At 42.5% G+C, this 24,520-nt stretch carries 22 protein-coding genes; 3 read left to right on the plus strand and 19 right to left on the minus strand.

Features of this window, described 5'->3' with window-relative positions; translation table 11 throughout:
- Positions 1–71 precede the first annotated feature (71 nt).
- From I2I13_RS02455 to tig, 12 genes are all read right to left on the minus strand, one after another.
- Positions 72–1,259 carry an OmpA family protein gene (locus I2I13_RS02455; protein ID WP_148366583.1) on the minus strand — a complete coding sequence of 396 codons (1,188 nt, stop codon included), beginning with the start codon at positions 1,257–1,259 and terminating at the stop codon, positions 72–74.
- 103 nt (positions 1,260–1,362) lie between these two features.
- The gene (gene mutL / locus I2I13_RS02460; RefSeq protein WP_195648653.1) at positions 1,363–3,258 is read right to left on the minus strand and encodes a DNA mismatch repair endonuclease MutL; all 1,896 of its coding nucleotides are present in this window, start codon (positions 3,256–3,258) and stop codon (positions 1,363–1,365) included.
- Between the two features lie 17 nt (positions 3,259–3,275).
- The gene (locus tag I2I13_RS02465) at positions 3,276–3,575 is read right to left on the minus strand and encodes a hypothetical protein (RefSeq protein ID WP_004297174.1); all 300 of its coding nucleotides are present in this window, start codon (positions 3,573–3,575) and stop codon (positions 3,276–3,278) included.
- A 1-nt stretch (position 3,576) separates the two neighbouring features.
- Positions 3,577–5,226 (minus strand): OstA-like protein, encoded by a 1,650-nt coding sequence (locus I2I13_RS02470; protein ID WP_148366585.1) that lies wholly within the window; start codon positions 5,224–5,226, stop codon positions 3,577–3,579.
- Between the two features lie 22 nt (positions 5,227–5,248).
- A complete protein-coding gene (locus I2I13_RS02475) occupies positions 5,249–6,631 on the minus strand; it encodes a peptidylprolyl isomerase (RefSeq protein WP_122138585.1) in 1,383 nt (460 codons plus the stop codon).
- A gap of 9 nt (positions 6,632–6,640) precedes the next feature.
- A complete protein-coding gene (locus I2I13_RS02480; RefSeq protein ID WP_148366586.1) occupies positions 6,641–7,486 on the minus strand; it encodes a peptidyl-prolyl cis-trans isomerase in 846 nt (281 codons plus the stop codon).
- 54 nt (positions 7,487–7,540) lie between these two features.
- Complete coding sequence (locus tag I2I13_RS02485) at positions 7,541–9,085, minus strand: peptidylprolyl isomerase (protein ID WP_195648670.1); 1,545 nt, start codon at positions 9,083–9,085, stop codon at positions 7,541–7,543.
- 139 nt (positions 9,086–9,224) lie between these two features.
- The gene (gene guaB / locus I2I13_RS02490) at positions 9,225–10,703 is read right to left on the minus strand and encodes an IMP dehydrogenase (RefSeq protein ID WP_148366587.1); all 1,479 of its coding nucleotides are present in this window, start codon (positions 10,701–10,703) and stop codon (positions 9,225–9,227) included.
- An 86-nt stretch (positions 10,704–10,789) separates the two neighbouring features.
- The gene (gene recQ / locus I2I13_RS02495) at positions 10,790–12,970 is read right to left on the minus strand and encodes a DNA helicase RecQ (protein ID WP_195648654.1); all 2,181 of its coding nucleotides are present in this window, start codon (positions 12,968–12,970) and stop codon (positions 10,790–10,792) included.
- 168 nt (positions 12,971–13,138) lie between these two features.
- Positions 13,139–14,383: an ATP-dependent Clp protease ATP-binding subunit ClpX gene (gene clpX, locus I2I13_RS02500; protein WP_148366589.1), complete on the minus strand. Its 1,245-nt coding sequence runs from the start codon at positions 14,381–14,383 to the stop codon at positions 13,139–13,141.
- Between the two features lie 2 nt (positions 14,384–14,385).
- Entirely contained in the window at positions 14,386–15,048 is a 663-nt protein-coding gene (gene clpP / locus I2I13_RS02505) for an ATP-dependent Clp endopeptidase proteolytic subunit ClpP (protein WP_004297164.1), read from the minus strand.
- 143 nt (positions 15,049–15,191) lie between these two features.
- Positions 15,192–16,547, minus strand: coding sequence for a trigger factor (gene tig, locus I2I13_RS02510; protein WP_148366591.1), 1,356 nt, complete (start codon positions 16,545–16,547; stop codon positions 15,192–15,194).
- A gap of 360 nt (positions 16,548–16,907) precedes the next feature.
- Between tig and I2I13_RS02515 the strand changes: the two genes are divergently transcribed.
- Together I2I13_RS02515 and I2I13_RS02520 are read left to right on the plus strand one after the other, a co-directional pair.
- Positions 16,908–17,150, plus strand: a complete 243-nt coding sequence (locus tag I2I13_RS02515; protein WP_195648655.1) for a hypothetical protein — start codon at positions 16,908–16,910, stop codon at positions 17,148–17,150.
- Positions 17,151–17,234: 84 nt separating this feature from the next.
- The gene (locus tag I2I13_RS02520) at positions 17,235–17,480 is read left to right on the plus strand and encodes an RNA-binding protein (RefSeq protein WP_004297160.1); all 246 of its coding nucleotides are present in this window, start codon (positions 17,235–17,237) and stop codon (positions 17,478–17,480) included.
- Positions 17,481–17,545: 65 nt separating this feature from the next.
- On the opposite strand, the gene I2I13_RS02525 is transcribed toward I2I13_RS02520, so the two are convergent.
- Together I2I13_RS02525 and I2I13_RS02530 are read right to left on the minus strand one after the other, a co-directional pair.
- A complete protein-coding gene (locus tag I2I13_RS02525; protein ID WP_195648656.1) occupies positions 17,546–18,316 on the minus strand; it encodes an ABC transporter ATP-binding protein in 771 nt (256 codons plus the stop codon).
- Entirely contained in the window at positions 18,313–19,056 is a 744-nt protein-coding gene (locus I2I13_RS02530; RefSeq protein ID WP_148366593.1) for an ABC transporter permease, read from the minus strand. Before I2I13_RS02530 ends, I2I13_RS02525 begins: the two co-directional genes overlap by 4 nt.
- 75 nt (positions 19,057–19,131) lie before the next feature.
- Here I2I13_RS02530 and lptB point away from each other — a divergent pair, with 75 nt between their 5' ends.
- Positions 19,132–19,893, plus strand: a complete 762-nt coding sequence (gene lptB, locus I2I13_RS02535) for an LPS export ABC transporter ATP-binding protein (RefSeq protein ID WP_004297152.1) — start codon at positions 19,132–19,134, stop codon at positions 19,891–19,893.
- 143 nt (positions 19,894–20,036) lie between these two features.
- Here the strand turns inward: lptB and der are convergent, their stop codons facing one another.
- The 5 genes from der to I2I13_RS02560 form a co-directional block, all read right to left on the minus strand.
- Positions 20,037–21,350 carry a ribosome biogenesis GTPase Der gene (gene der, locus I2I13_RS02540; protein ID WP_004297149.1) on the minus strand — a complete coding sequence of 438 codons (1,314 nt, stop codon included), beginning with the start codon at positions 21,348–21,350 and terminating at the stop codon, positions 20,037–20,039.
- 48 nt (positions 21,351–21,398) lie between these two features.
- Complete coding sequence (gene era, locus I2I13_RS02545) at positions 21,399–22,280, minus strand: GTPase Era (RefSeq protein WP_004297147.1); 882 nt, start codon at positions 22,278–22,280, stop codon at positions 21,399–21,401.
- A gap of 86 nt (positions 22,281–22,366) precedes the next feature.
- Positions 22,367–23,374: a beta-ketoacyl-ACP synthase III gene (locus tag I2I13_RS02550; protein WP_195648657.1), complete on the minus strand. Its 1,008-nt coding sequence runs from the start codon at positions 23,372–23,374 to the stop codon at positions 22,367–22,369.
- 86 nt (positions 23,375–23,460) lie between these two features.
- A complete protein-coding gene (rpmF, locus tag I2I13_RS02555) occupies positions 23,461–23,646 on the minus strand; it encodes a 50S ribosomal protein L32 (RefSeq protein ID WP_074559973.1) in 186 nt (61 codons plus the stop codon).
- A 12-nt stretch (positions 23,647–23,658) separates the two neighbouring features.
- Positions 23,659–24,237: a DUF177 domain-containing protein gene (locus tag I2I13_RS02560; RefSeq protein WP_074559974.1), complete on the minus strand. Its 579-nt coding sequence runs from the start codon at positions 24,235–24,237 to the stop codon at positions 23,659–23,661.
- Positions 24,238–24,520: the final 283 nt, after the last annotated feature.

The following is a 24,520-nucleotide window of genomic DNA, read 5'->3' on the forward strand; positions in this document are numbered from 1 at the left end:
ATTCGCTTTCAGCCGCCTTCTCTCTTTCAGCAGGCGATCACAAAGAATCGCCGGATACTGAAATTATATGATTACTGTGCTGATTCGACCAATACTACACGGTTCAGAATCGGTTGACCGAATTTGTCAACACCACCACCGGCTGCAACTTTCAATCTATCGGCAGAGATGCCATACTTTTTAACGAGCAGGTCTTTAACAACTTGCGCACGTTCCAAGCTCAACTTCTGGTTGAAAGCCGGAGTACCTGTTGCAGAGTCTGCATATCCGTTGATTGTGTATGTAGCATTCGGAGTATCTTTTATCTTGCTGGCAAGATATGACAAGTTCATTTCTTCCTGCGGAGATAATTTATCAGAACCAATCTTGAAGAATACAGTACGCGGAGCAATGTTAGTATCTGTTATAACAACTTCTTCAGTATCTTCTACTTCAACCGGTTGTTGTGCATTTGCCAACTGCTGTTGTAATTGCATATTAGCTGCTGCCATTGCATTCATCTGATTACGCATCTGGTTCAATTCGAGTTCAGAGATAATCTGTGGAACCGGACGTTGGAATCCGCGAGTTGGGAAATAATAAGTTACACCAATAGTAGCACCTAAGATACCATCGTAATCAGGTTTACTTCCGTGTTCGCCGTCAAACTTGCCTTCCAGACCTGTTGCACTCAATTCCAAGTTCAAGTCAACAGCATTCGACAAACGGAAGCGGTTGATAATACCTGCATTGAAAGTAGCGGAGTTAGTGTGAGGACGAGAATAAGCATGAGCCCAACCAGCACCAATATAAGGGATAATTTCATATACACGGTTCGGATTGTATCCACCGAAAAGTGCGTTCAGGTTAATCATCAAATCACCATGCAAGTTCATGTAGTCCCATCTTTGTTTGTAAGAGCCATCTTCTCTCGGACCGCCAACCACATAATTAGCAGTTTCGCTGGTGGTGAATCCTTTGGCCTGTAGACCGCTGTACTGCAAACGCAATCCGAATCCCGGAGTTACCCATTTACCAACAGACACGTTGAATGTAGGAGCGACACGATCTCTGAACTTACCGATATGGTCATTGTTTCCATACAATACCTGAGCACCTCCTCCTACAGAGAAGAACCAGTTACTCCAGAAAGGATTAGTTATTACTTGATATTTATCTTGCACCTGAATCACTTCGTATTCAGTTACAGTCATTGTCTGCTGCGCAGAAGCGACAGACGCAACGCCGGCAAATGCCAGCAACATCAGAATCTTTTTCATATACCTAATAGTTAAGTGGTTATTTAAATCTTTTTCTTTGTTGAACTATTTAAATAACACGAACTGGACTAAAAGGTTTTAGGAAAAGATGAATTTATTTGTTTTATTTGAATAATCTTTCGATGTCCTCCTCCTTAATAGTTGTCAAAACGATTTTCCCGTCGGGTGTGTAATTCGGTGAGGGACAGGCAAAAAGGTTGTCTACAAGGCTTACCATTTCTTCATTACTCAACACCTGTCCGTAGACAATAGCCGCTGCCCGCGCCAATGTAATTGCCAGAATACTTTGAATCTCTTCTTTAACGTCACTTCCTTTTTCCATCGCTGTATGTAGCATATTACGCACCAGCTCGACCGGATTCAGTCCTTCAATACCCGAAGGAATACCATTAATGGCATAACTACCGCCTCCCAGATTGCTCAAATCGAAGCCAACTGCCGACAAATCATCCATAATACTTTGAAGAACAGCAGCTTCCGAAGCCGGTAATTGTAATATTTCCGGAAAAAGAACGCCCTGCGATACTCCCTGTTTCTGCTGTATCTGTATCATATAGCGATCAAAAAGCACCCGTATGTGTGCCCGGTGTTGGTCGATTAACATCAAACCGGATTTAACTGAAGTCAGAATAAACCGCCCTTTGAACTGTAAATGCTGATTCCCCTTTTCCATCACCGGTTCATTGGCATACAAAGTAGAAGAAGCAGCGGATGTCATCGTCTCTATCTTTTCTTCCACAAAGGCCGATTCGCCTCCAATAGAAGAATCCGCCCAATCCATTTCGGGTTCCGGCTGCGGATTATTCATCTTACTGGCTTTTGTCAGCCCTCCGTACAAATCCTCCCATTCTACTTTCGAACGGCTATACGATCCGCCGCCACCGGTAGAGACTTTAAACGGATTATATTCTGTATTATAATGTACCTTCGGAGGTTCGGAAGATATCTTTTCCTCAAATGCCGGAATGTCAGGCATATCCTCCGTATCAAAATCAATGGAAGGGATAGCACTGAACTTACCCAACGATTCCTTAACGGATGCTGAAAGTATCTGCCAGATGGCCTGCTCATTCTCAAACTTGATTTCGGTCTTTGTCGGATGAATATTTACGTCAATATTGGCCGGATTCACATCAAAATAGATAAAATAAGAAATCTGTTCACCGACGGGAATCAACTGCTCATAAGCCTCCATGACTGCCTTATGGAAATAAGGATGGCGCATATAGCGTCCGTTGACAAAGAAATACTGATGGGCTCCTTTCTTACGGGCAGTCTCCGGTTTGGCTACGTATCCGGAGATTTTCACCATGGTAGTATTCACGTCTATATTCAGTAATTGCTGGTTGAGCTTCTTACCGAAAATAGCAAGAATACGCTGACGCAACTGTGATACCGGAAGATTGAAAAGTTCCGAATCATTACTATAAAGCGAAAAGGCAACTTCCGGATGCACCAAAGCGATACGCTCAAATTCGGCAAGGATGTTACTCAATTCAGTGGAATTAGCCTTTAGAAATTTACGACGGGCAGGCACATTAAAGAACAGGTTCTTTACAGAGAAGTTGCTTCCTTTAGAACAGGATATAGCCTCCTGACTCTCCACTTGAGAACCTGCAATCACCAGCTTCGTTCCCAGTTCTTCCGATTCCGGGCGCGTCTTTAGTTCTACCTGCGCCACTGCTGCGATGGATGCCAATGCTTCTCCGCGAAATCCCATGGTACGCAAAGCAAACAAGTCCGCAGCTTCCCGTATCTTGGAAGTAGCATGCCGCTCAAAAGAGAGACGGGCATCCGTTTCGGACATTCCTTTTCCATCGTCAATCACCTGAATACAGGTTTTACCCGCATCAGTCACTAACACATGTATATTTTGCGCATCTGCATCAATCGCATTCTCCACTAGCTCCTTGATAACAGATGCCGGACGTTGTATTACTTCACCGGCAGCAATCTGGTTAGCTACCGAATCAGGTAACAAATGAATGATATCGCTCATACTTCGTAAATTAACAATTAAAAACTCCAGCTTCCTGTTGCTAAATAATGCCACAGATAGAGAAGGAAGGCTATGATTATCAGTATGATTCCGAAAGAGACTGGTTTGCGGCCACTTGCTTTTCTTCTTTTCAAATGTGTAGTACCTTCGACGAATTTACCGCGAATATCTTCCGGATTAAATTCTTTCTCCGGCAGCATTCCCAAGTCACGTTTGGCGTTCTCCTCCATCTTAGCGAGCTTTTCTTTCCGCTCATCCACATAAATGTATTGATGATTAAAGCCCCGGGGCTTTCTCATTGAGTTAAACATTCCCATACTACTTCATATTTATTAAGTTTCGCTTTTCTGTCTTTGGTCGCCGGTCGGTAGTCGGCTTCAATGTTTCTCCCGCACGCTTGCTGCGCCAGTTGAAAATATCGTCCTTATTCAGCGGACGGACATAGTCGAACCAGGCAAAAGTGGGAAGACGCAGTTTATCAGGCGGTATCTGGTCCATCGGATACATCGTTCCGTTGGATTTGCCGATAAAGAGTCCTTTTTCCATTTTCTTATCCTTCATATAAAGATGGAGCATACTACCTTCCAGACAATTAAATCCGGTCATCGTACTGTCTTTCTCTTCAGGATAAAAAGCTGTCAATACATTACCGATCACCTCAATATGGCGCATATCTCCATTAACGAAATAGGCTTTCATCTCCTTGCCGGACACTTGATTATAGTGAATAGAGTCTTTCATCTCTACTGTCAATGCCTGGTTGATAATGTGCGCCCAGTCAATCGTACTGTCATTCATATAAATCTTGATCTGCTCACCAAGCAGTTGCTGTCCGTCATTCCAAAGAATAGGGTCAGTATACATGGTCATACAGGAATCTTTCGAATTATAAACCAGTGAGTCACATACTCCCTGAACATCTGTACGATACATACGTACTTTATGGTAAGCCTTCATCAACCGGTACAAAGAATCGGTATTCAGATTATAGGACACCATCTGCAAAGTATCTCCATGCAGATAAAGACTGTCTCCCTGTGAATAATCGATAGCAACAGCGCGTTTTGTTGCAAATGCGGAGTCCGTCAATTCATTATAGAAACAATAATCACCCGTCAGCATATTCTTATTAATGGAATCTGTCATCTTCACATTATCGAATGCTTCTCCGTAACCGATTATCCGGTCATAGAAGAGACTGTCGCCTACAAGTTTCTTCCCCTGATTGGTCAGGACCGAACGGTCCAACAATTCCGCTTGTTCGGTCAATGTGTTATAGAATCCCCGTTCCGAATAGATATGATTATTATCACTGACGATATTGGAAGGTCCGAGAATCACTGCTATTTTGTTCTCCGTATTATACCTCAATGTATCGGAGGTCAACACAAACTTAGGATTCACCAGCTTCACATCATGGTTGAATACCGACTGTTTCGTTGCAGGACTATATTCACCCCAGTCAGAAGTCAATACATTCTCTTCATCCATCAAAGTTCCTCCCTCGAAATAATATCCGAGGTCGTAGAGACGGTCATAGTTCAAACTGTCCGTCAGCAAAGTAGTGTTCCGGTTAATCATCTTCACATTTTCACGAAGTTGCGCAATTTGCGTCATTCCGTCATAATAAAGATAATCACCATAGATGAACAAGGTATCTCCCTGTTCCATACGCACATTACTGAAGGCTTCTACGGAGTTGGTTTTCTCAAAAATCAGTGCACTGTCACAGTACATATACATACTGTCATGGCGCAACTTCACGTTACCAATCAACACCTGCACATCCGGACGTGCCAGCTTATCCGCCTGTCCTTCGTCAGCATGAAGCAAGTAAACTTTGGTCTTTTTATTCTCCGGTTGCTTCTTGTTGTCTTGCGCAAGACATACACCAAACAGGCATAGAAAGCCTATAAGGAGCCATCTATGCCTGTCTTGTTGTTTATTTTTCTTATTCTTTTTCAGCATATAAAGTCAAAGCAAGGTTATATCAGTCATTCTTGACCCAACCCGGATACTTGAAGTCACACTTCTGCCAGTTTTCGTTGATGCGTACATAAGTGTGTTTTTGCTTGTTCAGAATCCATTTCTGCAACACCTCTTCGCGACGCTTATCCATTACGATTTCTTTCAGATCCTGATAGTCTTCCGCGATGGTTGCTTTATGACCATTGATTTTCGTTTTCAATTTCACGATAGCGCATACTTCTTTTCCATCTTTCTCATTAATCATTGTAAAAGCTTTGGAAATCTCGCCAACATTCATCTTATCCACTACCTTAGCAACGTCTTGAGGAAGATCCTGCATCTGGAACTTAGAGGTAGTGATACCTGAATGTTCATTGATGTTCACCATGATACCATGATTGTTACGGGTATCCTTATCTTGTGAGATAACGGCAGCCGCATCATCAAATGTGAATTTGTTAGCACGAATATCATCTGCAATAGAATCCAGACGGGCACAAGCCTCGGTCAGTTCTTTTTCCGATACTTTCGGACGCAACAGGATATGGCGAGTATTAACACGGTCACCACGCTTCTCAATCAACTGGATAATATGGAAACCAAATTCCGATTCTACAATTTTGGAAACTTTCTTCGGGTCCTGCAAGCTGAATGCCACATTCGCATAAGCGGGGTCCATCATACCACGTCCCATAAATCCACATTCACCACCTTTAATGGCAGAAGCCTTGTCTTCAGAATACAAACGTGCCAATGTGGAGAAGTCGATTTCTCCTTTTGTCACACGATCCGTATAATCACGCAGTGTCTTCTTTACATCCTCGATTTCCGAAACGGGTATTTTGGGTTGCAAAGTAATAATCTGCACTTCCACCTGTGTAGGAATGTAAGGGATGCTATCCTGTGGAAGGTCTTTGAAATAACGGCGTACTTCTGCCGGAGTCACTTTGATATCTCCTGCCAGTTTCTGCTGCATCTTCTGAACCGTCAATCCGTCACGTGCATTATCACGCAAAGTCTCACGAATCTGGGTGGATGTTTTATTGAAATACTCCTCCATTTTCTCTCTGGAACCGATCTGCTGGATGTACATATTGGTCATCATATCCACACGCTGAATGATTTCCGCTTCGGAAACCTCGATACTGTCCAACTTTGCCTGATGCAGGAATAACTTCTGCACAGCAATCTCTTCAGGAATTACACAATAAGGATCGCCTTCGAATCTGCGTCCATTATACAAGGCATCCATACGGGCCTCTTCTACATCTGATTTTAAAATAGCTTCGTCACCTACAACCCAAACTACTTCATCAACCACATTATCTTGTGCATAGGTTGCCACATTAGCAAATATTGCCAGGACAAGGGTAACAACAAATCTAAAGTTCACAAACTTCTTCATTCTTTGTATTTAATAATTATATATAATCTTCTTCTTACTTACCGCCTGCTGATACAAGTCGTTCTTTACCTGTTCCATAAAGCTCACCCGTTTCTGATTCACCAGTAAGTCTTTCACTTCCGACCGGGCAAATTCATACGGTTTCTCCTCACCAACTCCACGATAATCGCTCACATTCAGGAAATAATAATAAGCCGTATCTTTCAATTCTACCTGACGGTGTTTGTTTACGTACTCTTCCGGTGCCTCTACTTTCAACGGAATCATGTCCAGGACATCGGTCACAGACACCCATTTATCATAGAAATATTCATATTTCACCGCATTCTGCAAACTATATTTTTCCAGACTCTCAATAGCATCCTGTTTTTCCGACTTATACCATCTGCGCACATTGTTCAACTGCGGAGCTGTCAACGGCACTTTAATAAACAATCCCTTAATCAACGGGCTTTCCAGTTTAAACAATTCCTTGTTTTTGCCGTAATACTCTGCTATCTCGTGTTCGGAAATATCATTCGTCAACTTCTGGTTAATCAACTCCTGCTGATAAGTATGCATGATCAACGCTTTCCGATAATTCTCCACCAGTTTGTCTACATCCACATTATCAGGGATATTGTTCGCAGCTTTCTCATACAATAAAATCTCTTCCGCCCAACTACGAATATAGTGCTCGGCGAAGAGAATGCTATCATCTTTTGACAATCCGACCGGAAGCACGGACATCAAATCTTCTTTATATAAAAAGTTACCATCCACCTCTACCAAAGGAGTCTTTCCTTTGTGGTCGCGCTGTTCCTTGCACGCTCCACAACCAAGAAGGGTAATCAGTAAGAGGACTAATATTCGCATCGGCAACTAAAATCTACTTATTTAAGGTACGAAGATAGTGAATAATCGGTTACATCAGTTATTATTAACTGTTTTTAAAACCTCTTGGTTTATTTCAACCTTACCGGACTCACTCAATTCCCGCATCCAGCACGTGTCAAGATAGCTTCGATAATCCTTTCGAACCCGATCAATTACTTCCCGATAATCCTCCGGACCTTTCATTTTTTTGCCTACAACAATAGTAAAAGGATAAGACACCAAAGGGTCAAAATCACCCTTCTTAAAAACCAGTTTATCTATATATTTATTGTCTCCGTCGGCAAAAATTCCTTGTTCAACTTGTATCTTTTCCTCCCCGGATGTATTAAAAGTTTGCCGAAGCTTTTCCGCCCACTCTTTTTCCGGCACTTTCTTCAGCATTTTTTTGGCTTGCTTTGCCGTCTTTTTATCAACGCAATGAAGCACGACTCCTCTATACCGGGGACTCTCCCACCGATAATCCGACGAATGAAATTTAAAATAAGTAGCCAATCCCGCGCGGTCATTGGCTGCGGGCAAATCTATTTTCTGACGTGTCATCTCTTCCACCAAATAGTTTTCATCAGATTCCCGCAAGGCATAAGGTATTTCAGGATGCTTTTTATCGATGTTCCGGCTTTCATAATCCAGCAATGACTTGGCTATAAATCCTTCCAACTGCCGTTTGACAGCTTGAGGATGGGAAGAGGCAAAATGAGTGAACATAGTTCCGGTGTACGCTTGTCCGTCAATCGTAAACAGGGTTTGTTCTGTACGGCCTTTCGCCAGCAATTCTTCCATTGCCGCCTGATTGGGAATATACTGCCATGCTTTTTTCAATCGCTCGAGCACCGCACCTGTACCTTTGTCCAAAATTTCCTTGCGCCGTAACCGTTCCATTAATCTGACACTGACATTTTCATAAGCAGCCGTTTCCTCCCGATCGACCACTTTCAAGATATGAATCCCTTCAGGAGTGAAAAAAGGCTGGGATACCATACCTTTTGCCAAAGAGAAAGCAACATTCTCAAACTCACTCGTTGTTTCCAGACATTCAATCCATCTACTTTGCTTATCATCCGAGTATATTTCGACCAAACGGTTAAAATTCAAATCCGGCTGATTCTGTATCACCCGGTATATAGAATCCATCCGCGTTTTTTCTTCTTCTAAATGCCTGGAAGTGATTATCTGCGGCAAACGTTTGAAAATCTGCATCACCTGTACCCTGCCGCTACGTGCCTTCAGTCCCATTTTCTGATAGATAGCACGGGCACAGCTATCCATCACTTGCCTGTCTATCAGATAAGATTCCACCAATTCGGTCCGGCATTTCTCCTGTTGTTTACGAAAAACAGAAGTCGTATCAAGTCCGGCAGCCCTGGCAGCTTCCACTTTCAATTTCGATTGAGCGAAAAGTGCTGCATACTCTTTCGGTGAAAGTTCGACATTTGAACGTTCCGCATAACGGTGGTACGCATATTCAAATTCCGAACGGAGTATCTCTCTTCCGTTCACACGCATCAATACGGGATCTTCCCGCGCAAAGGCCACGACTACAAAAAGAGAAATACATCCCAACAACAGGCTTCTTTTCATCATCTATTTTATTTTCCAATCAATTAAACAACAAGCATCATGACAATAACAGATAAATAACAAACGGTGAGCAGTGAACACCCTGCTGACAACACAGCCTGTTCACCGTTCACCGTTACTAGTTCACCGTATTTATCTATTACTCCGGACGACTATAGTTCGGCGATTCACTAGTAATCGTCACGTCGTGCGGATGACTTTCCATTACACCTGCATTGGTAATGCGGGTAAATTTAGCGTCATGAAGTTTCTCAATATTGGCAGCACCGCAGTATCCCATACCTGCACGCAAACCACCACTCAGTTGATAAACAACTTCGAAAAGCGTACCTTTATAAGGAACACGGGCAGCGATTCCTTCCGGAACAAGCTTCTTCACATCAGCAGTTCCACTCTGGAAGTAGCGGTCTTTCGAACCATTCTCCATTGCTTCCAACGAACCCATACCACGATAGGATTTGAATTTACGACCATTGAAGATAATAGTGTCACCCGGAGATTCCTCTGTTCCGGCAACTAATGATCCGATCATTACGCAATATCCTCCAGCGGCCAACGCTTTCACCACGTCGCCCGAATAACGCAAACCACCATCGGCAATCAAAGGAATACCTGTACCCTTCAACGCTTTTGCAACATCATAGACAGCAGATAACTGCGGAACACCTACACCGGCAACCACACGAGTTGTACAGATAGAACCCGGACCGATACCTACTTTCACAGCATCCGCACCAGCTTCCACCAAAGCTTTGGCAGCTTCTCCGGTAGCAATGTTACCTACCACAATATCAATATTCGGGAAGCGTTTCTTTGCTTCTTTCAGTTTTTCAATCACAAATTTAGAGTGTCCGTGAGCTGTATCAATCACGATTGCGTCCGCACCGGCATCCACCAATGCTTGCATACGCTCCAATGTATCGGCAGTAACACCTACACCGGCAGCTACACGCAGACGACCTTTGGCATCTTTACAAGCCATCGGTTTATCTTTTGCTTTTGTAATATCTTTATAAGTGACAAGACCGATCAACTTTCCATCCATTCCGACAATCGGAAGTTTCTCAATCTTATGTTTCTGAAGAATCTGTGCAGCAGATTCCAAGTCTGTAGACTGGTTGGTAGTCACCAATCTTTCTTTCGGAGTCATGACAAGATCAATATGTTTTGCCATGTCTCTTTCGAAACGCAAATCTCTGTTGGTAACAATACCCACCAGATAACCTTCATCATCTACCACAGGGATACCACCGATTTTATATTCTGCCATAATGTCCAGTGCATCCTGAACAGTAGAACCTCTTTTGATCGTTACAGGGTCATAAATCATACCATTTTCGGCACGCTTTACGATAGCAACTTGTCTTGCCTGTTCTTCGATAGACATATTTTTGTGAATCACACCGATACCACCTTCACGGGCAATGGCAATAGCCATTTTCGCTTCGGTAACCGTATCCATGGCAGCCGTCACAAAAGGTATTTTTAACTCAATGTTTTTTGAAAACTTTGTCGAGAGATCGACAGTGCGCGGTAAAACTTCAGAATAAGCGGGGATCAACAATACATCATCGTAAGTCAACCCATCCATTACAATCTTATCAGCAATAAATGACATAGGGCTATGCGTTTAAAATTTATTGCGTGCAAATATACGGTTTTTATTCAAAACCGCATACCTGCACGCCTATTTTTTTCGCTTTTTTAATTAGCCATTTCAGAGATGAACTTAATACGTACCAAGCGAACTTCCTCTTCCGTAAAGTCATCGCCTAATTCATCAAGCGCATCATCAATCTTATCAGTGGTAGATTCTTTGAAATAATCGTAGATATCGAGCATATGATCTTCGTCCATGATTTCTTCCAGGAAGTAATCTATGTTCAGCTTGGTTCCCGAATAAACGATAGCTTCTACCTCGTCCAACAGTTCACCAAATTCAATCCCTTTGGAAAGAGCGATATCATCTAACGCCACTTTACGGTCGATAGCCTGAATAATAGCTACCTTCATCTTAGATTTATTGGCAACTGTACGTACCCGCAGGTCTTCAGGGCGTTCTATCTCGTTCTCTTCACAGTGGCGTTTGATTAATTTACAGAATTCTTCACCGTAACGTTTTGCTTTTCCGGCACCTACGCCAGGTATATTCTGCAACTCTTCTAATGTCACCGGATAAATGGTAGCCATCGCTTCCAAAGACGGATCCTGGAAGATCACATAAGGCGGTACTTCCAGTTTCTTCGAGAGTTTCTTCCGCAAGTCCTTCAACATAGAATAAAGAGCCGGGTCCACCGCACAGGAACCACCGCCACGTGCCGGCACTTCTTCTTCCGTCTCTTCGAAGTCGTTGTCCTCGGTAATCTTGAATGACTTCGGCTTCTTCAGGAACTTATGTCCTTCCTCCGTCACTTTCAGGAGTCCGTAATGCTCCACATCTTTGCTCAAGTAACCTGCAATCAGCGCCTGACGAATCACTGCGTTCCATGTCTTATCCTCTTCACCCATACCGGAGCCGAAGACTTCGAGGTCTTCATGCAAATGCGCCTGTACTTCGGAAGTTTCTTTACCTTGTAGTATGTCTATAATATAATCTGCCTTAAAATTTTCTTTCACCGCGATAATCGCTTCAATCACGGCACACAATAACTCTTGAGCCTCCACTTGTTTTTTAGGGTTTAAACAGTTGTCACAATTTCCACAATTTTCTTCCGTATATTCTTCACCGAAATAATGTAGCAACGTCTTGCGTCGGCATACGGAAGATTCGGCATAAGCAGCGGTTTCCAACAGAAGCTGCTTGCCAATTTCCTGCTCTGCCACAGGTTTTCCTTGCATGAACTTTTCCAGTTTCTGCAAGTCTTTGTTTGTATAAAAGGTTATGCACTGACCTTCACCGCCATCTCTACCGGCGCGCCCGGTCTCCTGGTAATACCCTTCCAGACTCTTTGGAATATCGTAGTGAATCACAAACCTCACATCCGGCTTGTCAATTCCCATACCGAAAGCGATAGTTGCTACAATAACGTCCACTTTTTCCATCAGGAAATCATCCTGATTCTTAGTCCTGGTCAACGAATCCATACCAGCATGATAAGGACGTGCATTGATACCGTTTGCTTGCAGGATTTCGGCAAGTTCCTCCACTTTTTTCCGGCTAAGGCAATAGATAATGCCTGATTTCTCCGGATTGTTTTTGATAAACTTGATAATATCCCTGTCAATATTAGCGGTCTTCGCACGTACCTCATAATAAAGGTTCGGACGGTTGAACGAAGATTTGAAGACTTGAGCATCTACCATTCCCAGATTTTTCTGGATATCATGCTGCACCTTCGGTGTCGCTGTTGCGGTAAGCGCAATCAACGGAGCTTTTCCTATTTCATTGATAATAGGGCGAATCCGCCGGTATTCCGGTCGAAAGTCATGACCCCATTCCGAAATACAATGAGCTTCATCCACTGCATAAAACGAAATCTTTACCGAACGCAAAAACTCTACGTTTTCTTCTTTCGTCAGCGACTCCGGCGCTACATATAGCAATTTTGTCTTTCCGGCAAGGATGTCCGACCTCACTTGGTCTATCGCACCTTTGTTTAATGAAGAATTGATAAAATGGGCGACGCCATCTTCTTCACTGAAATTGCGCATTGCATCCACTTGATTCTTCATCAACGCAATAAGCGGAGAAATTACGATTGCTGTACCTTCCATCAAGAGCGAAGGTAGCTGATAGCATAAAGATTTCCCGCCACCGGTAGGCATCAGTACAAAGGTATCTTTACCATCGAGCAAGTTATTAATGATCGCTTCCTGGTTTCCCTTGAACTTATTAAATCCGAAATACTTTTTCAGTTCATCTGTTAAATTAATCTTCCTTGCCATCTTAACTTAGGTTGTTTTATTCAGTTCATGGTTTAACTTTAAGTATGTTCTCTTCTTCAAGAGAGCCAAACAAAGTTATAAACAACTTCGTAATTACCAAGCAAAATGCGACTAATATTTTCAAGAAAATACAGTTACGATCATTTTCTGTAGCCTTACTCTTTGATTTTAAGCAGTTTGTAGTCGTGCCATATTCGCTTTTTCCAGTTGCATCTTTGCATAATCCAGCGTCACCTTATACTCTTTTTTGTTCTCTGAAGGGATTTCAAACATGACATCCATCATGATTGTTTCCACAATAGAGCGCAATCCGCGGGCACCCAGCTTATATTCTACCGCCTTGTCAACGATATATTCGAAGACATCATCTTCAAATGTCAGCTTGATACCATCCATTTCAAACAGTTTGATGTATTGTTTGATGATAGAGTTTTTCGGTTCGGTAAGGATCGCACGAAGCGCATCCCGATCCAGCGGATTCAAATAGGTCAGTACCGGAAGACGTCCGATAATTTCGGGAATCAGTCCGAATGACTTCAAATCCTGCGGAGCGATGTACTGCATCATGTTATTCTTGTCCACCGTCGCTGTTTTCTGCGATGCCGTATAACCTACGACATGGGTGTTCAACCGTTGGGCGATCTTCTTCTCGATACCGTCGAACGCACCGCCACAGATAAAGAGAATATTCTTGGTATTTACCGGAATCATCTTCTGGTCCGGATGCTTACGGCCTCCCTGGGGAGGTACATTCACTACAGAACCTTCGAGCAATTTCAATAATCCCTGCTGTACACCCTCACCGCTCACGTCGCGAGTGATCGAAGGGTTATCTCCTTTACGGGCAATTTTGTCGATCTCGTCGATAAACACGATACCCTGTTCTGCTTCAGGTACATTATAATCTGCTACCTGAAGTAAACGGGTTAAAATACTTTCGATATCTTCGCCCACATAACCGGCCTCCGTCAGCACCGTAGCATCTACAATGGTAAACGGCACGTGCAGTAACTTGGCAATCGTGCGTGCTAGCAATGTTTTTCCGGTTCCGGTACTGCCCACCATAATAATGTTCGACTTTTCAATCTCCACATCATCACCGCTGTCTTTTTGCAACAGGCGTTTATAATGGTTATAGACCGATACAGAAAGGAAGCGTTTCGCATCATCCTGTCCGATCACATACTGGTCGAGGAATTTCTTGATTTCTACCGGCTTGGGTAGTTCTTTTAAGTTGAGTTTGGTAGCTCCTGTGCTTTTCTTGCCTTCTCCCAATGCCTCCTGAGTAATCTCATAAGCCTGGGTAGCACAGCTGTCGCAAATATAGCCATTCATTCCCGTAATCAGGAATCCGACTTCATTCTCCGACCGTCCACAGAAGCTACATCTTTTCTTTGTTTTTGAATCAGCCATTTTTATTTCTTAATCAATACCTCATCAATCATACCGTACTCTTTCGCTTCCTGAGCTGTCATCCAGTAGTCGCGGTCAGAGTCCGCCCATACTTTATCGAAATCAGTATGCGAATGATCAGCGATGATCGTATAAAGTTCTTTCTTCAATTTCTGAATCTCACGCGCTGTGATTTCAATGTCTGACGCTTGTCCTTGCGCACCACCCATCGGCTGATGAATCATCACACGTGAGTGAGGCAATGCAGAACGTTTGCCTTCAGCACCGGCAACCAGCAATACAGCCGCCATTGAAGCTGCCATACCTGTACAGATGGTAGCAACATCACTTGAAATAAACTGCATCGTATCATAAATGCCCAGTCCGGCATATACACTTCCGCCCGGAGAGTTGATATAGATAGAGATATCCTTACCCGGATCCACAGAATCCAGATACAACAACTGTGCCTGAAGCGTATTAGCTGTATAGTCATCAACTTGTGTACCGAGGAAAATGATGCGGTCCATCATCAAACGGGAGAAAACGTCGAGTTGAGTTACGTTCAACTGTCTTTCTTCCAGAATATAGGGATTCAAATACCCGGCCTGCGACTTAATCACATCATCCAATACCATGCCATTCATTCCTAAATGCTTGGTTGCGTATTTTCTAAAATCATCCATGTTAATTGTTCCTTTCTTATAAATTAAAAATAAACGTAAGTACAAAGAAACGAAAAAGAATACAGAGACACAAAAAAACACAGAGTTATAATTTTATAAAAACTCTGTGTTTCTGTGACTTTATATTTTATTCAACCGAATGATTACTCAAACATTTTATTGAATTCTTCGATCGAAACGTTCTTGTTTTCCAAAGTAACCTGCGCTTTCAGAGCAGCAGCAAGCTTCACTTCTACCACACGACTTACCAAATTATTGATAGTTTCTTTCTTCTTCAACATTTCCTGTGCATAGTTGTCAAGCACATCGTCAGGAATAGACAACATACCGTATTGAGCAAACTGTGCCTTCGTTGTTTCTCTAGCCATCTTCAGAACATCTTCCTGTTCTACTTTGATATCGTTTGCTTCAACCAACTGCTCCTTAATCAGGTGCCAAGTCAGTTCTTCGATGCTCTTATCATAGTTTTCAGCAACATATTCTTCTCCCTTTTCTTCGTTGTTCAGCAACATGATACGTTTCAGCAGGGTATCAGAGAATTCCAGCTTACCTACTTTTTCCATCATCACCTTACGAATGTCGATCAGGAATTTATAATCGCTGTCAGCCACAAATCTAGCTGCGATTTCTTCTTTAATCTTAGCGCGGAATTCTTCTTCAGTCTTCACAACACCTTCGCCGAATGCCTGGTCGAATACTTCCTGAGTCAATTCACCCGGAACAAAACGAGTGATTTCTTCTACCTGGAAGCTGAAATCAGATTTCACGTCTTTTGCGATTTCCTTGTCAATCTTCAACAAAGAACCCAGTTCGGCAGCATGTCCGTCATAAGCCACATTCGGATTGAACACCAATACATCATTTACTTTTGCATTAGCAAAAATAGCTTTCTGATCGTCGTTCTTCATGTAAGCAGGCATCAACACAGCAGCTTCTACCTGAATACCACCTTCTTTTGTGTTACCTTCTTCATCCAACTGTGCCAGCAGACCTTTCAACATATCATTATCTTCGTAAGAGTCTACCTTATCATACTTGCCAGTGCGTTGAGTATACATCTTCACCTGGTTGTCGATCATTTCGTCAGAAACTTCGATAGTATAATAATCCACTTTATCTTTAGCACTTACTTCTGCTTTAAATTCAGGTGCTAAAGCGATGTCGAATACGAAATCGAATTCTTCCATTGTATCGAAATCAATATTCTGTTGCTTTTCTTCGTTAGGCAACGGCTCGCCCAACATATTCACCTTATTTTCTTTAATATAATTGTAAACAGCTTCTTGCAGTGCCTTATTCACAACCTCTGCAATTACCGACTTACCATACATCTTTTTAATAAGACTTGTCGGAACCATACCTTTACGGAATCCCGGAATCTGTGCCTTCTGACGGAGCGACTTCAACTCTTTATCTACTTTCTCCTGATAATCGGCTTTCTCAAGCTTTACAGTAAGCTCTGCGCTTACTTTGTCAATGTTTTGTAATGAAACGTTCATTCTGACAATTATTTATTTGATTTATACTTTGTTCTATACTCAAAGAGGGTGCAAAATTAGTGCTAATCTTTCAAATTTCAAAAGACATTGCAGATTTATTTCAGCAACGCCACCCATCTTTCACACATCTTTTATTGATATTTCACTGATATTCTGCTCATACCCACACCTAAACAATGAAAATTCCCCATCAACACCCACCCCGCCAGGTTCCCCCGGCCTACTTTTTTCTCCGTCAAGCGAGTGCCCGTAACGGAGCGTTAAGAAGGGCAGATTGTTTGAGCGTAGCGAGTTTCTGCCCTTTAGCGTAGTGTAGGAAGCGAGTAGGAGAAAAAAGTCAGCCTTGAAAAGCCCGATTTAATGAGTGTAGCCGCAAGCTCGCTTGAGGATACCGAGCGTAAGGGCTTTCTCCAACTTTTCTTTGGTTCTTTCTTTTCTTTCAAGAGAAAAGGAAAGAACTTTTTTTCTGATAATCCGCAAATTAACTTTCCAAAAAGATGGTTAATCCAAAAATTATTCTTTTCTTTGTTGCGGATTGATGGACCATTAGTTTCTCGATTTGATTACAAGGTTTTTACTTCCGTTACCAGAACGCATTTGTAAACTCTCTGTCGTTTTAATCTTTTTATTAGTAACCATCTATCCAGAGAGTTTTATTCATTTATTTATTTTTTTATCATTTTCATTATGAACATTTATGTTGGAAACCTTAACTACCGTGTTAAGGAAGGAGATCTGCAACAAGTGATGGAAGATTACGGAGCAGTATCATCAGTTAAAGTTGTTATGGACCGTGAAACCGGTAAATCCAAAGGATTCGCTTTCATCGAAATGGAAGACGACGCTGCAGCTGCAAAGGCTATTGCTGAATTGAACGGAGCTGAATACATGGGTCGTACAATGGTAGTTAAAGAAGCTAGACCTAGAGCTTAATTGCCGACGCTAACATAGCTAAGAAAAAAAGAAACTTCTGTCACCTGATGACAGAAGTTTTTTTATTACCCTTCCATTCCTTGCACTTCCACGTCCTTCACCTTACGGAGCAAGTCGGAAGCAAAGATAAAGTTATTCAGTCGTTCATTGGTAGAAGTAAAGATGTCATCTTTCGTACCTTCCCACTCTTTATGTCCCTCATAAATATAAATCACCTTCTCACCAATCCCCAATACAGAGTTCATATCATGCGTATTGATAATGGTCGTCATGTTATATTCCTGCGTAATATCGTGGATCAGATCATCAATCACCAATGACGTTTTCGGGTCCAGCCCCGAGTTCGGCTCATCACAAAACAGATATTGCGGATTCAAGGCAATCGCACGCGCAATAGCGACACGCTTCTGCATACCACCACTGATTTCTCCCGGAAACTTATCTTTCGCTTCCCCCAGATTCACACGATCCAGACAGAACATCGCCCGTTTGACCCGGTCACGCAAGATATCGTTGCTAAACATATTCAGTGGAAACATCACATTATCAAATACGGTCATAGAGTCAAAAAGAGCCGCACTCTGGAAAATCATTCCCATTTCCTTGCGAAGCATCTTCTTCTCCTTCTTCCCCATCAGGACAAGGTTACGTCCGTCATACAAGACTTCTCCTTTCTCCGGAGTCAGCAATCCTACAATACATTTCATCAACACCGTCTTACCGGAACCACTCTGACCGATAATCAAGTTTGTCTTTCCATTTTCAAAGTCAGCATTGATATCACTCAATACTGTCTTGTCATCAAATGATTTATAAAGTTCTTTAATCTCAATCATCCCATCAAAAGTTTAGTTAATATCAAGTCTGAAAACAGAATCAATACACTGCTGGACACTACGGCATCCGTAGAAGCCTTTCCTACAGCAATCGAACCTCCCTCTACCGTGTATCCGAAGAAAGCGGACACACTTGCAATGATAAACGCAAAAAAGAGGGATTTGATGATACCCGCCCAGATAAACCATTCGTTAAACATATACTGCAAACCATATTCGAGATCGACAGCATTCATAACCCCGGCAAACCAACATGTGCAAAAGGCACCGATGATTCCGGCAAAGATACTAAACGTCACTAGAATAGGGATAACAGTCACCATCGCCGTAATCTTAGGCAAAATCAGGTAGTTCGCCGAATTGATACCCATAATTTCGAGCGCATCAATCTGTTGTGTCACCCGCATCGTTCCTAATTCGGAAGCGATATTCGACCCGACTTTTCCGGCAAGAATCAAGCACATGATGGAGGAAGAAAATTCCAGCAACATAATTTCACGTGTCACATATCCCACTGTCCAGCGGGGCATCCATGGACTTTCGATATTCAACTTAATCTGAATGGTAATCACTGCGCCAATGAAAAACGAAATCAACAGCACAATACCGATGGAGTTCACACCTAGCTGCTCCAACTCGTTAAGGTATTGCCGGAAGAACATACGCATACGCTCGGGGCGGGAAAAAGTCCGTCCCATCAGTATAAAATATCTCCCGACGGTTCTCAATGCTTTTATCATAACTCACACTATTTGTCTGCAAATGTACATTATTTCAGCTTATTTTTACTACATTTGCCGCAAAATAACTAGAATATGGAAGAAAGCAAGATGGTGCTCCGCACGGAAGACCTGGTTAAGAAGTACGGTAAACGCACCGTTGTAAGCCACGTTTCCATCAATGTGAAGCAGGGTGAGATTGTAGGTTTGCTGGGACCGAACGGTGCCGGTAAGACGACTTCATTCTATATGACTGTAGGGCTGATTACTCCTAATGAAGGACGTATTTTCCTCGATGACCTGGAAATTACCAAATATCCGGTTTACAAACGCGCACAAACGGGAATCGGCTACCTTGCACAGGAAGCTTCCGTTTTCCGCCAGATGAGCGTGGAAGATAATATCGCCTCTGTACTGGAAATGACCAACAAGCCCAAAGAATATCAAAAAGAGAAACTCGAAAGCCTGATTGCAGAGTTCCGCCTGCAAAAGGTACGCAAAAATAAAGGTAACCAGTTGTCGGGAGGTGAGCGCCGCCGTACAGAAATTGCCCGTTGTCTTGCCATCGACCCCAAATTCATCATGCTTGACGAACCTTTTGCCGGTGTCGACCCGATTGCCGTAGAAGATATCCAGCAAATTGTATGGAAACTGAAAGACAAGAATATCGGAATCCTGATTACCGACCACAACGTACAGGAAACGCTTAGTATCACAGACCGCGCCTATCTGCTGTTCGAAGGAAAGATCCTTTTCCAGGGGACACCGGAAGAACTATCGGAAAATCAGATTGTGCGTGAAAAATACTTGAGTAATAGTTTCGTGTTACGCCGAAAAGATTTCCAGTTGGAAAAATAGGTTCACCACAGAGGACACGGAGGACACAGAGTTTTATTTTATAAGAAGACACGGATTGCCCCAATCTATATTTATATAGTTGAGACAGTCCGTGTCTTTGATTTATTATTTCTCTGTGTCCTCCGTGTCCTCTGTGGTGAATTTTATTTCTGTCGAATATAAATATTAACCGGCGTACCTGTCAGATTCCATTTCTCACGCATCTTATTTTCGAGGAAACGTTTGTATGGCTCTTTCACATACTGCGGCAAGTTGGCGAAATATACAAATGAAGGCACTTGTGTGTTCGGCAACTGTGTGATATATTTAATTTTGATATACTTACCTTTATTGGAAGGAGGCGGATAAGCCTCGATCAACGGAAGCATTTCTTCATTCAAACGTGCGGTCGGGATCTTTGTCGTCCGGTTTTCATACACACTACGTGCTTCTTCAAGCACTTTTAGAATACGTTGTTTAGTCAGTGCAGAAGCAAAGATGATCGGGAAATCGACAAACGGAGCAAAACGCGAGCGAACAGCTTCCTCAAACGCTTTCTGTACTTTCACAGATTTATCTTCCACCAAATCCCACTTATTGATAACAACTACCAGTCCTTTCTGATTCTTCTGAATCAGAGAGAAGATATTCAAGTCCTGCCCCTCAACACCTCTTGTAGCATCCAACATCAAAATACAAACATCCGAACCTTCGATAGAACGAATCGAACGAACGACTGAATAATATTCCAAATCTTCATTTACCTTGTTTTTCTTACGGATACCCGCTGTATCCACCAGGTAAAAATCAAATCCGAATTTATTGTAACGAGTATAGATAGAGTCGCGGGTAGTTCCGGCAATCTCTGTTACGATATTACGTTCTTCCCCAATAAATGCATTTACAATGGAAGACTTTCCGGCGTTCGGACGTCCTACCACAGCAAAACGAGGAATATCATCATCCAGAATTTCAGATGATTCTTTCTTGAAATTGCTGACAATCAAGTCCATCAAATCACCCGTACCACTTCCTGTCATGGCAGAGACGCAATACGGATCGCCCAATCCCAGTTTATAGAATTCGGGAGCGTTATATTGTAAATCGTGATTATCCGTTTTATTAGCAACCATAATCACCGGACTATTAGCACGACGCAGAATAGCAGCTACCTGCATATCCAAGTCAGTCACTCCATTCATCACATCCACTACAAACAGAATGACATCCGCTTCTTCCACGGCCAATAATACCTGCTTACGGATTTCCTCTTCAAAGACATCATCCGAGTTGACCACCCATCCACCGGTGTCCACCACAGAGAATTCACGGCCCAGCCACTCAGACTTGCCATATTGTCTGTCGCGGGTTGTACCCGCTTCTTCATTCACAATAGCCTGACGAGTCTTCGTCAGACGGTTAAATAAGGTAGACTTGCCCACATTCGGGCGTCCTACAATTGCAACTAAATTACCCATAGTTCAATACCTTGTTTTTTCACGACTATCACAGTCGCATGAATACTCTTAATCTAACTGATAACCAAAATTGCGGAGTTCCTTATCCGAACTACGCCAATCCTTATCCACTTTCACATACGTTTCGAGGAAAATAGTCTTTCCAAAGAAACGTTCCAGTTCACGGCGAGCCTCGGTAGCCACCTTCTTCAACGCCTTTCCCTGTTTACCGATAATGATTCCTTTCTGCGAATCACGTTCCACGTTAATCACCGCCCGAATATGAATCTTCTTCGGTTCTTCCTTAAACTCTTCTACGACAACCTCCACCGAATAGGGGATCTCTTTATCGTAGTAGAGCAGAATCTTTTCCCGGATAATCTCATTCACGAAGAAACGGGCAGGCTTATCCGTCCACTGATCCTTTCCAAAATAAGGAGGAGAATCGGGCAGCAGTTCTTTGATCCGCTTCATTACATAGTCTACATTGAACTTTGATGTAGCAGAAATCGGAATAATTTCGGCTTGGGGAAGCAACTCTTTCCACTCTTCCACCAGCTTTACCAGTTTTTCCTGATCTGTAAGATCTATCTTATTGATGAGCAAGAGAACAGGCACCGTCATCTGACGCACCTTTTCCATAAACTCATTATTCTTATCCGGCGTCTCCACCACGTCCGTTACATAAAGCAAGATATCCGCATCCGTCAATGCCGAAGTAGAAAAATTCAACATAGACTCCTGTAGTTTATAATTGGGCTTCAACACACCCGGAGTATCAGAAAAAACAATCTGCATTTCATCCGTATTATAGATTCCCATAATCCGGTGACGAGTAGTCTGCGCTTTGAAGGTAGCGATCGAAATACGTTCGCCTACCAAGACATTCATCAATGTCGATTTTCCGACATTCGGATTTCCTACGATGTTTACAAAACCTGCTTTATGCATTTCTCTTTATTTTATTGGTTGAGACAAAAAAACGCATCGAATCGAAATAGGATGCGTTTTTGAGTGTTATAGTTCAGTAACTTACGTTACGATTCCTTCTTTCCATCATAACCCCATTTCACATATACTGCGCCCCAAGTAAATCCGGCACCGAATGCAGTGAAAATGATGTTATCGCCTTTCTTGAGTTTATCTTCATAATCCCAGATACACAGAGGAAGTGTAGCGGCACTCGTGTTACCGTAATGCTCAATATTTATCAACACTTTATCCATTGGCACCTCCATACGGTGTGCCACAGCCTCGATGATACGGACATTCGCCTGATGCGGAACAATCCAGTCAATACTATCTTTCGTCAGGCCATTCTTTTCTGCGATTGCAGCAGAGACATCCGACATGTTGGATACAGCATATTTAAATACTGTTCTTCCTTCCTGGTGCAAATAGTGCATCTTATTGTCTACTGTGAAATAAGACGGAGGACAAACCGAACCACCAGCTTTCATGTGGAGGAAAGGCAATCCCTTACCATCTGTTCTCAGTATCGAATCCATGATCCCGTAATCTTCCGTAGTCGGTTCCACCATAAAGGCAGCAGCACCGTCACCGAAGATAGGGCATGTAGCACGATCTGTATAGTTAACCATTGACGACATCTTATCGGCACCGACAATGATAATTTTCTTATATCTTCCCGAACGGATGAAATTAGCAGCTGTCTCCATCAAATACAGGAATCCGCTACAAGCAGCCTGCAAATCGAAGGCAAAAGCATTCTTCAGTCCGAGTTTATCACAAAGAATAGAAGCTGTAGAAGGGAAGTGATAGTCAGGAGTAGTAGTAGCAACAACAACTAAATCAATGTCATCAGGATTAGCGCCAGTCTTCTTCATCAACTGTTTGGCAGCTTTGCGCGCCATATATGAACTACCTAATCCTTCCTCATTCAGAATATGTCTTTCCTTTACTCCGATACGAGTCATAATCCATTCGTCGTTGGTATCCACCATTTTTGATATCTCATCGTTAGTCAAGATATAATCGGGTACGTACCCGCCGACTCCTGTGATTACTGCATTTATTTTTTCCATCAAACCTATTTTTAATTAGCAATACTATAATACTTAAAGCAGCCGGAGAGTTTCACCCCCAGGCTGTTTCAGTATAACTGTACTAATTATACAGCTGCTTCTTTCACAATAGCGAGCTTACCTCTGTAATAGCCGCAAGCACCACATACAGTGTGGTAAACGTGCCATTCGCCGCAATTCGGACAAATAGCCAATGTAGGAGCTACTGCCTTATCATGAGTTCTTCTCTTCGCTTGTCTCGTACTTGATTGTCTTCTCTTAGGATGTGCCATTTTCTTAAAACTTTAATTATTATCTAATATTTTTTTTAATTCATTCCAACGAGGATCAATTTGTTCCTCCACTTCTTCCTCAATTACGATGTCATCTCCACCTGTGTCGAAAGTATCATCGCTATCCTCATTCGCATTCGTTTTCAAATGCTTGTTCAATTTACTGGTTACCGCTTTATTACACTTACCGGGAGCATGTACATGCTTCATGGGTATAGAGAGTGCAATAAACTCATACATGAACCATGCAACGTTGATTTCCCCTTCTTCCTCGGGAATCACAATCAGGTTGTCACCTTCTTCTGCATATTCATGTCCAAACTTTACCATCAGTTTATCAGAAGAACTGATAGGCAGCTCCATATCATCCAGACAACGGTCACATGGTACCCATACCATTCCCTCAGTCTGAAAACTCAGCTCGAAAGCACGAGAGGTTCTTTTCACGGTCAATGTAACATTCACCTTTCCTTTCTGAACTTCAGGACCATCAATGTGAGCGAAGTAAAGGTTATCCAATACAAACTCATACTTAGCAGAGTCTGTTTGCATTCCTTTCAAGTCAATTTTGTATTTATCAAACTTTCCCAAAGCTTCTCTCTTTTTTAAATCGTTAGCTTACAATTCGGGCGACAAAGATACAAATAAATATCCTCATAACATACAAATTATCAGTAAATATTCACTTTTTTAATAGGTATTATGAGGTTTGTATCTGTTAAAAATGGCGATATAAATACCAAAGTAATAAAAAAACAGAAAGCCTCGCCCGTCCAATAGACAAGCGAGGCTTCTTTAAAAACGGCGGCTACCTACTCTCCCACTGTTACGCAGTACCATCGGCGTGACGAGGCTTAACTTCTCTGTTCGGAAT

Origin of the sequence: Bacteroides sp. D55t1_190419_B8, from assembly GCF_015558905.1 — a bacterium.
Classification (GTDB): domain Bacteria; phylum Bacteroidota; class Bacteroidia; order Bacteroidales; family Bacteroidaceae; genus Bacteroides; species Bacteroides vicugnae.

What these genes read in the sequence shown, in the direction of transcription:
- guaB (WP_148366587.1), bottom strand. Translation starts at nt 10,703, where the DNA reads ATGTCATTTATTGCTGATAAGATTGTAATGGATGGGTTGACTTACGAT.
- I2I13_RS02480 (WP_148366586.1), bottom strand. Translation starts at nt 7,486, where the DNA reads ATGCGAATATTAGTCCTCTTACTGATTACCCTTCTTGGTTGTGGAGCG.
- recQ (WP_195648654.1), bottom strand. Translation starts at nt 12,970, where the DNA reads ATGGCAAGGAAGATTAATTTAACAGATGAACTGAAAAAGTATTTCGGA.
- clpX (WP_148366589.1), bottom strand. Translation starts at nt 14,383, where the DNA reads ATGGCTGATTCAAAAACAAAGAAAAGATGTAGCTTCTGTGGACGGTCG.
- I2I13_RS02475 (WP_122138585.1), bottom strand. Translation starts at nt 6,631, where the DNA reads ATGAAGAAGTTTGTGAACTTTAGATTTGTTGTTACCCTTGTCCTGGCA.
- I2I13_RS02520 (WP_004297160.1), top strand. Translation starts at nt 17,235, where the DNA reads ATGAACATTTATGTTGGAAACCTTAACTACCGTGTTAAGGAAGGAGAT.
- clpP (WP_004297164.1), bottom strand. Translation starts at nt 15,048, where the DNA reads ATGGATGATTTTAGAAAATACGCAACCAAGCATTTAGGAATGAATGGC.
- tig (WP_148366591.1), bottom strand. Translation starts at nt 16,547, where the DNA reads ATGAACGTTTCATTACAAAACATTGACAAAGTAAGCGCAGAGCTTACT.
- I2I13_RS02525 (WP_195648656.1), bottom strand. Translation starts at nt 18,316, where the DNA reads ATGATTGAGATTAAAGAACTTTATAAATCATTTGATGACAAGACAGTA.
- I2I13_RS02470 (WP_148366585.1), bottom strand. Translation starts at nt 5,226, where the DNA reads ATGCTGAAAAAGAATAAGAAAAATAAACAACAAGACAGGCATAGATGG.
- I2I13_RS02455 (WP_148366583.1), bottom strand. Translation starts at nt 1,259, where the DNA reads ATGAAAAAGATTCTGATGTTGCTGGCATTTGCCGGCGTTGCGTCTGTC.
- era (WP_004297147.1), bottom strand. Translation starts at nt 22,280, where the DNA reads ATGCATAAAGCAGGTTTTGTAAACATCGTAGGAAATCCGAATGTCGGA.
- I2I13_RS02515 (WP_195648655.1), top strand. Translation starts at nt 16,908, where the DNA reads ATGAGTGTAGCCGCAAGCTCGCTTGAGGATACCGAGCGTAAGGGCTTT.
- I2I13_RS02465 (WP_004297174.1), bottom strand. Translation starts at nt 3,575, where the DNA reads ATGGGAATGTTTAACTCAATGAGAAAGCCCCGGGGCTTTAATCATCAA.
- I2I13_RS02530 (WP_148366593.1), bottom strand. Translation starts at nt 19,056, where the DNA reads ATGATAAAAGCATTGAGAACCGTCGGGAGATATTTTATACTGATGGGA.
- mutL (WP_195648653.1), bottom strand. Translation starts at nt 3,258, where the DNA reads ATGAGCGATATCATTCATTTGTTACCTGATTCGGTAGCTAACCAGATT.
- I2I13_RS02550 (WP_195648657.1), bottom strand. Translation starts at nt 23,374, where the DNA reads ATGGAAAAAATAAATGCAGTAATCACAGGAGTCGGCGGGTACGTACCC.
- I2I13_RS02485 (WP_195648670.1), bottom strand. Translation starts at nt 9,085, where the DNA reads ATGAAAAGAAGCCTGTTGTTGGGATGTATTTCTCTTTTTGTAGTCGTG.
- lptB (WP_004297152.1), top strand. Translation starts at nt 19,132, where the DNA reads ATGGAAGAAAGCAAGATGGTGCTCCGCACGGAAGACCTGGTTAAGAAG.
- rpmF (WP_074559973.1), bottom strand. Translation starts at nt 23,646, where the DNA reads ATGGCACATCCTAAGAGAAGACAATCAAGTACGAGACAAGCGAAGAGA.
- der (WP_004297149.1), bottom strand. Translation starts at nt 21,350, where the DNA reads ATGGGTAATTTAGTTGCAATTGTAGGACGCCCGAATGTGGGCAAGTCT.